Source organism: Pseudomonas sp. NBRC 111140 (assembly GCF_001320885.1).
GTDB lineage: Bacteria > Pseudomonadota > Gammaproteobacteria > Pseudomonadales > Pseudomonadaceae > Aquipseudomonas > Aquipseudomonas putida_P.
In genome coordinates this window covers 21,309-30,437 of sequence record NZ_BCBQ01000083.1, presented here as the reverse complement: position 1 = coordinate 30,437, position 9,129 = coordinate 21,309, and the positions used below count along the sequence as shown (strand labels likewise).

Below are 9,129 nucleotides of genomic sequence, written 5' to 3'. Positions count from 1 at the left end.
CTGGTCGAACAAGCCGCCTTCGGTACCGAACGCCACCGTGCCGAACTCATTCGAGCCACTGAGCAATGCCACCAGCCGCGCAGCCTCACTGTCCTGCGGTGTGGCCAGCCCCGGATAGGCGCTCAGCGGCTCCAGGCGAATGGCGCTGGCGGCATTGACCTTGCGCATACGCGGCAGCAACTCGGCCTCTGCATAAGTCTGCAACTGATCGGCCACCGCCTGCGCCTCGAACCCTGGCAGCGCGCGCACTTCAAAATCGAATTCACATTCGGCGGGCACGATGTTCAGCGCCCTGCCCCCTTTGATTACCCCGGTCTGCACCGTGGAAAACGGCGGGTCGAAGCGCTCGTCATGATGCTGCGGCAAGGCCAGTGCATCACCGATGTCACCCAACTTGCCGATCAGTTTCGCCGCGTACTCGATGGCATTCACCCCAGACGGCGCATACGCCGAGTGGCAGGCCGCGCCATGCACCTGGCAGCGCATTGCCAGCTTGCCCTTGTGCCCCAGCACCGGCTTGAGCTCGGTGGGTTCGCCAATCAGGCACAGTCGGGGTTTGTGCGGGCGCTGTTCGAGGGCTTCCAGCATCGAGCGTACGCCCAGGCAACCGACTTCCTCGTCGTAGGAGAACGCCAGGTGCACGGGCATGCGCAACGGCTGGGCGAGGAACGCGGGCACGGCTGCCAGCACCGACGCGATGAAACCTTTCATGTCAGCCGTGCCGCGACCATACAGGCGCCCGTCGCGTTCGCTCAGGGCGAACGGCTCGACGCTCCAGGCCTGGCCATCCACCGGCACTACATCTGTGTGCCCCGACAGCACCACGCCGCCTACGTCCTTGGGGCCGATGGTGGCGAACAGGTTGGCCTTGGTGCCCTCCGGGTTATGGAACAGTTCGCTTTCCACCCCCAGTTCCGCCAGGTAATCACGGATAAAGCCGATCAGCTGAAGGTTGGAGTCCCGGCTGACCGTGGCAAAGCCGATCAGCCGGGCCAGCAGCGCGCGGCTGGCAAATTCACTCATCGCCTGGCACCCCGTAGCTTGGCGCGGCGGTCGGGTTGAGGGCGCGGGTGACATAGTCCTGCATCTGTGGCCGATAGGCTTGCCACAAGCCATCGAGCACACCGATCGGGTCTGCATCGGCCCAGTCGACGCGCAGGTCCACCAGTGGCCAGGTCAGTTCGCCAGCAATCTTCAACGCCGCCGAGTGCACCGGCCCGGCTTCGCCACCGGTGGCCATCGCCGCGTGCATGGCCGCCAGCAGGCGGTCGGCCAGGTGCCCACCCGCCTGCTCGAAAGCCAGCACCATGGCCTCTATTACCTGGGTAGAAGACAGCAGGTTGCCCGCCGCTGCGCAGTGTTCGCCGGCCACCGCATTGTGTGTACCCAGCGCTTCGCGCCCCGTGAACAGCGCCACTTGCCCCTGGCTGTCGATCACCGTGACCTGGCGATACTCACTCCAGCCGTTGGCACTCAGCACCCGGTCCAGGGCCGCGGCGGGTGGCAACTGGCCTTGCTCCATGGCATCGAGAATCTGCGGGCCCAGTGCCGGCAGGGTGATGTTCTGGGTAGAGACCGCGCCTACACCGGCGCGCACCCACGGGCAACGGGCGCCTACGGCGATGCTCGACGAGCTGATGGCGATGCCGACCTGGCCGGTTTCCTGGCAGCGGCCAATGATGGAGAAGGTCATGGTGAAGCTCCTGTTGTCCTGTGCGATGCAGGGCATTCTGGGCGCAACCTTCTACCCCACGAAACCAACATTTTCCTGTGCCTTGAGCAGGAAAAAACTAAGCCCGCAAAAGTGCACCAAACACCACACGAAAATCCCCTTAAAGTTTGCTACAGGCCATGCAATTCAAGGCCTTCGCCGTTTTATCGGCAAGCACCAGCTAAATACTATTTTCGCCATTCGTGCCGCATCCCTAGTCTGGCTCCAGACAACGGCGGTCCTCCAAACCGACCTGACAGCAACCGCCTGAACAAGGGCTCGGACATGACACTGAACAACCTCGAAATCGACACCCTCGTGGTCGGCGCCGGCCAGGCCGGCGTAGCCATGAGCGAACACCTGAGCAAGCTTGGCGTGCCGCACCTGGTGCTGGAGCGCAACCGTATCGCCGAGGCATGGCGCACTGGCCGCTGGGACTCGCTGGTCGCCAACGGCCCGGTCTGGCACGACCGCTTCCCGGGGCTGGAATTCAACCTCGACGCCGACGCCTTCGCAGGCAAGGACCAGGTGGCCGACTACTTCGAGCAGTACGTACGCAAGTACAACCTGCCGGTACGCACCGGCATTGAAGTAAAGCGCGTGGTTCGTAACAGCGACCGCCCCGGCTTCACCATCGAAACCAATGAAGGCGTGATTCGCGCCAACCGAGTGGTCGCCGCCACCGGCCCGTTCCAGAAGCCGGTGATCCCGGCCATTGCGCCTAAAGACAGCAACCTGCATCAGATCCACTCCGCCGCCTACTTCAACCCAGAGCAACTGCCCGAGGGTGCGGTGTTGGTGGTTGGTGCCGGTTCCTCCGGCGTGCAGATTGCCGAAGAGCTGATGCGCGCCGGGCGCCAGGTGTACCTGTCGGTCGGCGCCCACGACCGCCCGCCGCGTGCCTACCGCAACCGCGACTTCTGCTGGTGGCTGGGCGTGCTGGGTGAGTGGGACGCAGAAATCGCCAAGCCCGGACGCGAGCACGTGACGATCGCCGTCAGCGGTGCCCATGGCGGCCACACCGTGGACTTCCGCGCCCTCGCCCACCAGGGTATGACCCTGGTCGGCCTGACCCAGTCGTTCGAGAACGGCGTGGCGCACTTCCAGGACAACCTGGTCGAGAACATCAACCGCGGCGATGAAAACTACCTGGCCCTGCTGGATGCCGCCGATGCCTACATCGAATGCAACGGCCTGGACCTGCCGGAAGAACCCGAAGCCCGCACACGCCTGGCCGACCCGGCCTGCATGAGCAACCCGCTGCAGCAATTGGACCTGGCCAAGGCCGGCGTCAGCAGCATCATCTGGGCTACCGGTTACGGCGTGGACTTCAGCTGGCTGCAGGTGGACACCTTCGATGCCAACGGCAAGCCCCAGCACCAACGCGGCGTGGCCCGCGAACCCGGCGTGTACTTCCTTGGCCTGCCGTGGTTGTCCCGCCGTGGCTCGTCGTTCATCTGGGGCGTGTGGCACGACGCCAAGCACGTCGCTGGCCACATCGCCACGCAACGCACCTACCTGGCCTACCGCGACCGCGAACAGCGCGAAGCGGATGAGCAGCAAACCAACATGATCAGCAACGTCAGCACCCTCGGAGCCCACTGATGCCTACCCATACTCGCATCCGCATGTTCAACACCAAGGAAACCTACCCCAACCAGACCCTGGACAACGACCTGTGCCAGGCCGTGCGGGCCGGCAACACCATTTATGTGCGAGGCCAGGTAGGTACCGACTTCGAAGGCAGACTGGTGGGCCTGGGTAACCCGCAGGCGCAAACCGAACAAGCGATGAAGAACGTCAAGCAACTGCTTGAAGAAGCTGGCTCGGACCTGTCGCACATCGTCAAGACCACCACTTACATCACCGACCCGCGCTTCCGCGAGCCGGTGTACAAGGAAGTGGGCAAGTGGCTGAAGGGCGTATTCCCGATCTCCACCGGCTTGGTGGTCGCCGGGTTGGCCCAGGCCGAGTGGCTAATGGAAATCGACGTGATCGCCGTGGTGCCCGATCAGGAATGACCGGCGGCCTGCAGGGTGGACGGGAACCGCCGCCTGCCCTGCAACCACGCCTGGGTTACTCGTGCCGCCGCTTGTAACCGCTGTTCTGCGGGCACGCCAGCGGATGGCACCTCTACACTGACGCACAGCTGCGTCGGTAACGCCGCCACCAACGCGGCCAGCGGCAGTTGCCCTTGCCCCGGCAGCATACGGCCCTCACGCGCTTCCGCGATGATCAGCTCCTCTACGGGCGCCAGCAACGGCGCATCACACAGCTGCACCGCACGCAGCAGACGCGGATCGACCCCGGCGAGGTCGGCCACCTGGCCACCGGAGCGGAACAGGTGCAAGGCATCGACCAGTACGCCGCCGTTGTCCTGCCCCGCCCCTGTCACAACCGTGCATGCCTGTTGCAGGGTTGCCACTGGCCGCCAGCGCATGAACTCCAGGTCCACACGCAGGCCATGACCACGCGCCAGTTCACACAGCGCCGCGAAATTGCCGGTCAGCCGCGCTACATTGTCGTCGTCCCCGGACACCGTCAGGCTCAGCGCCCCCAGCTCGGCACCTGCGGCCAACAGCGGTTGGTAATCGGCAACCTGTGCCTGTGCCGTCAACGAAACAAACTCGATATCGGTAACACGCACACCTTCACCTGCCATCACCGCCCGCAGTTCGCGCAGCGCCTGGCTACCCGGCGCAACCGGGTACGCCTGTGCACCCGGGATCACCGGGTGCAGGCGCAGCCCAACCGCGCTAAAGCCCGCGCGCCGCGCCTCACGTACCAGCCTGGCCGGCGCCAGTTCCAGGGCGGTGAGGTGCGCCACGCCCAGGCCATTCAATAGGTCGCCCTCCCGCCGCTGAGGTCGAAGACGAAGCCGGTGGTAAAGCTGCACTCCGGCCCGGCAATCCAGCTGACCATATTGGCGATCTCCTCGGCCTTGAGGAACCGCCCCATAGGGATCTTGGCCTTGCTCGCGGCAATGTGCTCGGCCGTCATCTCGGCCATCAGCGGGGTCTCGACCATGGCCGGTGCCACGCAGTTGAGCAGCACGCCGTCCTGCGCCAGCTCCTTGGCCGCTGCCTTGGTAAAGGCGATGACCCCAGCCTTGGCTGCCGAATAGGCCGAGATGTACTGCACGCCATCCTTGCCGGCCATGGAGGCGATATTGACGATGCGCCCGTAGCCGTTGTCACGCATATGCGGGATGGCGGTACGGCAGCAATAGAACACGCCGTTCAGGTCAATGGCGATGACCTTGTCCCAGGCCTCTGGCGGGTACTCCCACGACGACACCACAGGGCCATTGATGCCAGCGTTGTTGACCAGAATCTGCACCTGCCCTATACGCCTCAGCGTCTCGGCGAAGGCTGTCTCTACCGAGGCCAGCGACGATACATCCACCGCCTGGCGCAGCACGGGCTCAAAGCCGTTTTCCGCGTTGCTCCAACCCTCCACGGCGAGGTCCCAGATCACAACCTGGGCGCCGGCGGCATGCAGGCGCTGGGCAATCGCCAGGCCGATGCCACGCATCCCTCCGGTGACGATTGCGGTCTGGCCTTGCAGGTACTGGCTCATTGTTTTGCTCCATTTTCGACTGAAGGAATCTCCGGCAAGCGACGCAGGTCGCTGACCATGAACAGGTAGCACAGCGCACCGAGTACGGTGATCGACGACACGAATGCCAAGGCCCAGACGAACGAGCCTGTCAGCGAGACGATGATGCCGATGGTCAACGGCGTGACGATGCCTGCTGCGTTGGCGAACAGGTTGAACAAGCCGCCGCTGAGGCCCAGCAGGCCTTTGGGGGCGATATCGGACACGATCATCCAGGCCAGCGCCGACATGCCCTGGGCAAAGTAGGCGATGCACAGGATGGCAATCACCAGCGCGTCGGACTCGACGTAGTTGGCCAGCACGATCACCGACGCGGTAAGCAACCCGGCGATTACCGGCAGCTTGCGCGCCACGTTCAGCGAGTAGCCGCGGCGCAGCAACGCGTCAGACAGCCAACCGCCGACCAGCGTGCCCAGCGAGGCGGCAATGAATGGCAGCACCGCTACCCAGCCGACCTTGAGCCAGGGCATGTGCCGCTCGGTCACCAGGTAGGTGGGGAACCAGGTGAGGAAGAACACGTTGGTCGAATTGCAGGCGAACTGGCCCAGGCAGATGCCCAGCATGTTGCGGTGCTTGAGCAACGCCGGAATCTGCGACCAGCGGAACGACGTGGCTTTCTGCCCACCATCTATCACCCCACCGCCAGCGGCGATGTAGTCCAGCTCGGCCTGGTTGGCCGTGGTCGACTGGTGTGGCTCGTGGTATTTGCGCCACCACACCAGGCCATAGAGGATGCCCATCAGGCCGACCGCCAGCAGCAGGAAACGCCAGCCGTAAGCGTGCAGCACCCAGAACAGCAGCGGGGTCAGAAACGCCAGCCCGGTGTATTCGGCAAAGGTGTAGATACCGGTCGCCCTGGCCCGCTCGCTCTGCGGGAACCAGGTGGCCACCACCCGGCTGTTGGTGGGAAAGCATGGTGCTTCAGTCATCCCCACCAGAAAGCGCATGCCCAGCAACGACAGGAAGCCCTGCGCCAGCCCTTGCAGCCCGGTGAACAGCGACCACAAGGTCAGTGCCAGCCAGTAAGTGAGCTTGGTGCCCAGCCGGTCGATGAGGATGCCGCCCGGAATCTGCGCAGCGGCGTAGGTCCAGGAAAAGGCGGAAAAGATCACCCCCATCATCGCTGCGTTCAGGCCCAAGTCAGCACTGATACTCGGCGCGGCAATACCCATCACGCTGCGATCGAGGTAGTTGATCATGGTACCGCCGGAAATCAGCGCCAGGATCATGAAACGGGTGCGGGTGCGTTGCTGGACGCGCGCAGGGGTGTCGAACACCCCGAGGCTGGCGTTCTGTTCAGTGGTCATGACGGTTGCTCTCTTGTTATTGGAATGGCAATCAACGGGGCGTTAGGCAAACCCGAACAATCGACGCGGGGTGTCCCACATCACCGCACGGCGCTGCCGGGCATCCGGCATCAGGCGCTCGGCCAGTTTCAGCAGCGGCCCGTAGTCCACCCGCGAACGCTGGCGAATGAACGGCCAATCCGACCCCCACACACAGGCTTGGGTGCCGAAGGCTTCGAGCAGGGCCTGGACGTAGGCAGCGCTTTGCTCCAGCAAGGCATCGGCTGCGGCGAACTTCTGCATACCTGACAACTTCACACAGGCGCGCCCACTGTCGGCCAACCGCAGCAGCGCCTGGAAGCCGGCTTGCTGCACACCCGCTGCAACATCCGGTCGACCGCAATGGTCGATCAGCAGGCGTGCATGGGCGCCTTGCAGCAGGCCATGCAGGTCAAGCAACTGGTCCTCACATACCTGCACCTGCGCAAACAGGCCAAGCTCGGCGAGTTTGCCGAACAGCCCGTCAGCGTCCTTCAAGCTGGTTACCCCGTACAGCGCGGGGTTGAAGGCGATACCCACTACACCTTGCGACTGCAAGGCCGCCAGCGCATCGAGGCTGATATCCGCTTCGACCACTGCCACGCCCTTGAAGCGCCCCTGCCCGGTGGCCAAGGCATGCAGCAGGCAGCGGTTGTCGGTGTGGTAGCCGCTGTTGGGGCCAACCAGCAAGGCATGTTGCACCCCATAGGCATCCATCACCCGACTGAACTGCGCCTGGGTGGCGACCTCCTGCCCGGAAGGTGCATAGGGTGCGTCGGGGTGGTAAGGGAAACGCGCGGGGTCAAACAAATGGTTATGGCAATCGATCTTCGCTTCGTCAAAAATGGTCACGCAGCACTCCCGTCAAGCGCCACTGCGCTTGCCTGCAGATCTTGTTATTGTTCGCCGCAAGGGCGATCAGGCTGGGGTTTACGATACTGCGCGGCCGAGTTTGACGCTCATACCCAGATGGCGAAGACCATAACCGAAGGTAATACACATGCTGCTTGGCAACGAAGGCGCAGACGCAAACCCGATGGTGTTCAAACTGCGGCACATGGAAGTGTTCCGGGCGGTGATGCTGACCGGCTCGATCAGCGCGGCGGCCAAGCTGCTTTACGTGTCGCAGCCGGCCGTGAGCAAGCTGATCCAGTACATCGAAGGGCGCCTGGCCTATCCGCTGTTCGAGCGCATCAACAACCGCCTGGTGCCCACGGCCGAAGCGCAGGTGCTGTTTCGTGAAGTCGAGCGGGTGTACCAGGCCGCGTTGGAGGTCAATGAATGCGCCCTGGCACTGGGCGCCGGTGGCCAGCGCAAGCTGCGCATCTCGTGCAGCGCGTCGTTGTCGACGGTGGTCATCCCCATCGCCCTGGCCCAGCTCAAGCGCGAGTCACCGTCGCTGAACATCGAGTGGCAAACCTCGCTGATGGGCGAAATGCCCAACCAGATCCTGTCGAAAAAGGTCGACCTGTCGATTGCCGCCCTGCCGGTGGTGCATGACCACCTGCATTCGCAGGCGTTCATGCGTGGGCGCATGGTGGTGGTGATGCCGCCCGACCACCCGCTGGCTGGGCAACCCACGCTGAGCTTGCAACAGTTGGAAGGCCATGCCTTGCTGCTGTTCCGGCCCGACATGCCGTTTGGCAAGCTGCTCGCCGAGCACATCGAGCGCAGCGCAGTGCAGCTGAAATCACTGTTGTCGTTTACCAATGCCAACGAGGCTGTGGCGCTGGTCAAACAAGGCATGGGCATCAGCGTGATCGACGAGTTCGTTGCGCAGGACAGCGGGCTGGCGGTGGTGCCATTGGCCGATGAAATTCACTTCGATATCAGCTTTGTCTATTCACGGTTCGAGCCGCCGTCTCATGCAGCGGTGCATTTGATGCGGGTGTTGCAGGGCCAGGCGCAGAGGCTTGGGAGAGCGGTGGCATCAAGCTGATGCAGATGGGTGCGACCTCTTGTGGAGGCTGGCCTTACTGGCGACGGGGCGCGTAGCGCCGCTGTCACCGCTCTCCACCGCATCGATGATCGCCGCGTGCTCTTGCCAGGCGCAATGCTCGCAGCTGGGCGACTCATATCGGACGATGATCAGCGAAGTCATCGGCGCCAGCCCGTTGAGAAAACGCGCCAGGGGTACGTTGGCGGCCAGCTGCGCCAGCCTCATGTGGAATTCGCCACCCAGGCGGATCGCCGTGCAGCGTTCGCCCTGCTCATGGTGCTGGCGTTCGCGTTCGACCAGCTGGAGGATCTGTGCCGGGCGCGCGCGCTGGGTGGCCAGGCCGATCAGCGTGGTCTCGGCCAGGCGCCGGGCGCTGAGCACCTGGCGCGCCTGCTCGGGCAAGGCGCTGCCCGGTCGCAGGCGCTGTTCGAGAATGGCATCGAACAGCCGAGGGTAGATCTGCTCCGCCGACAGGCGGGTTTCGCCGGCACCCAGCAGGGCAGAGAGCGTGGAGCATGTGCGGGTGCTGATGCCGC

The 9,129-nt window shown here is 64.0% G+C and carries 11 protein-coding genes; 4 read left to right on the top strand and 7 right to left on the bottom strand.

Annotated features, from left to right (window positions below; all coding sequences use genetic code 11):
• Window positions 1-1,023: acetylornithine deacetylase (gene argE, locus APH42_RS22545; protein ID WP_060494251.1), on the bottom strand; the 1,023-nt coding region annotated here is incomplete at its 3' end.
• Window positions 1,016-1,693: a DUF1028 domain-containing protein gene (locus APH42_RS22540; protein ID WP_060494250.1), complete on the bottom strand. Its 678-nt coding sequence runs from the start codon at window positions 1,691-1,693 to the stop codon at window positions 1,016-1,018. The genes APH42_RS22540 and argE, both read right to left, overlap by 8 nt.
• On the opposite strand from APH42_RS22540, the gene APH42_RS22535 reads away from it, so the two are divergent.
• Genes APH42_RS22535 through APH42_RS22525 form a run of 3 tightly spaced genes read left to right on the top strand, consistent with a single transcriptional unit; the run spans window position 1,692 to window position 3,732 of the window.
• Window positions 1,692-1,982, top strand: a complete 291-nt coding sequence (locus APH42_RS22535; protein WP_060494249.1) for a hypothetical protein — start codon at window positions 1,692-1,694, stop codon at window positions 1,980-1,982. The two genes, APH42_RS22540 and APH42_RS22535, sit on opposite strands and share 2 nt — an antisense overlap.
• A 14-nt stretch (window positions 1,983-1,996) precedes the next feature.
• The gene (locus APH42_RS22530; RefSeq protein WP_060494248.1) at window positions 1,997-3,316 is read left to right on the top strand and encodes an NAD(P)/FAD-dependent oxidoreductase; all 1,320 of its coding nucleotides are present in this window, start codon (window positions 1,997-1,999) and stop codon (window positions 3,314-3,316) included.
• Complete coding sequence (locus APH42_RS22525; protein WP_060494247.1) at window positions 3,316-3,732, top strand: RidA family protein; 417 nt, start codon at window positions 3,316-3,318, stop codon at window positions 3,730-3,732. Before APH42_RS22530 ends, APH42_RS22525 begins: the two co-directional genes overlap by 1 nt.
• Here the strand turns inward: APH42_RS22525 and APH42_RS22520 are convergent.
• Genes APH42_RS22520 through APH42_RS22505 form a run of 4 tightly spaced genes read right to left on the bottom strand, consistent with a single transcriptional unit; the run spans window position 3,723 to window position 7,506 of the window.
• Window positions 3,723-4,553 carry a sugar phosphate isomerase/epimerase gene (locus APH42_RS22520; protein WP_060494246.1) on the bottom strand — a complete coding sequence of 277 codons (831 nt, stop codon included), beginning with the start codon at window positions 4,551-4,553 and terminating at the stop codon, window positions 3,723-3,725. The two genes, APH42_RS22525 and APH42_RS22520, sit on opposite strands and share 10 nt — an antisense overlap.
• On the bottom strand, window positions 4,550-5,290 hold the full coding sequence (locus tag APH42_RS22515; protein ID WP_012271991.1) for an SDR family NAD(P)-dependent oxidoreductase: 741 nt from the start codon (window positions 5,288-5,290) through the stop codon (window positions 4,550-4,552). Before APH42_RS22515 ends, APH42_RS22520 begins: the two co-directional genes overlap by 4 nt.
• Complete coding sequence (locus APH42_RS22510) at window positions 5,287-6,636, bottom strand: MFS transporter (RefSeq protein WP_060494245.1); 1,350 nt, start codon at window positions 6,634-6,636, stop codon at window positions 5,287-5,289. The genes APH42_RS22515 and APH42_RS22510 overlap by 4 nt, the downstream gene beginning before the upstream one ends.
• A gap of 42 nt (window positions 6,637-6,678) precedes the next feature.
• Window positions 6,679-7,506: an amidohydrolase gene (locus tag APH42_RS22505; protein ID WP_060494244.1), complete on the bottom strand. Its 828-nt coding sequence runs from the start codon at window positions 7,504-7,506 to the stop codon at window positions 6,679-6,681.
• A gap of 148 nt (window positions 7,507-7,654) precedes the next feature.
• On the opposite strand from APH42_RS22505, the gene APH42_RS22500 reads away from it, so the two are divergent.
• The gene (locus tag APH42_RS22500; protein WP_012271988.1) at window positions 7,655-8,593 is read left to right on the top strand and encodes a LysR family transcriptional regulator; all 939 of its coding nucleotides are present in this window, start codon (window positions 7,655-7,657) and stop codon (window positions 8,591-8,593) included.
• Here the strand turns inward: APH42_RS22500 and APH42_RS22495 are convergent.
• On the bottom strand, window positions 8,585-9,124 hold the full coding sequence (locus tag APH42_RS22495; protein ID WP_374701062.1) for an FCD domain-containing protein: 540 nt from the start codon (window positions 9,122-9,124) through the stop codon (window positions 8,585-8,587). The genes APH42_RS22500 and APH42_RS22495 overlap by 9 nt on opposite strands.
• Window positions 9,125-9,129 lie beyond the last annotated feature (5 nt).

What these genes read in the sequence shown, in the direction of transcription:
- APH42_RS22525 (WP_060494247.1), top strand. Translation starts at nt 3,316, where the DNA reads ATGCCTACCCATACTCGCATCCGCATGTTCAACACCAAGGAAACCTAC.
- APH42_RS22510 (WP_060494245.1), bottom strand. Translation starts at nt 6,636, where the DNA reads ATGACCACTGAACAGAACGCCAGCCTCGGGGTGTTCGACACCCCTGCG.
- APH42_RS22540 (WP_060494250.1), bottom strand. Translation starts at nt 1,693, where the DNA reads ATGACCTTCTCCATCATTGGCCGCTGCCAGGAAACCGGCCAGGTCGGC.
- APH42_RS22515 (WP_012271991.1), bottom strand. Translation starts at nt 5,290, where the DNA reads ATGAGCCAGTACCTGCAAGGCCAGACCGCAATCGTCACCGGAGGGATG.
- APH42_RS22500 (WP_012271988.1), top strand. Translation starts at nt 7,655, where the DNA reads ATGCTGCTTGGCAACGAAGGCGCAGACGCAAACCCGATGGTGTTCAAA.
- APH42_RS22530 (WP_060494248.1), top strand. Translation starts at nt 1,997, where the DNA reads ATGACACTGAACAACCTCGAAATCGACACCCTCGTGGTCGGCGCCGGC.
- APH42_RS22535 (WP_060494249.1), top strand. Translation starts at nt 1,692, where the DNA reads ATGGTGAAGCTCCTGTTGTCCTGTGCGATGCAGGGCATTCTGGGCGCA.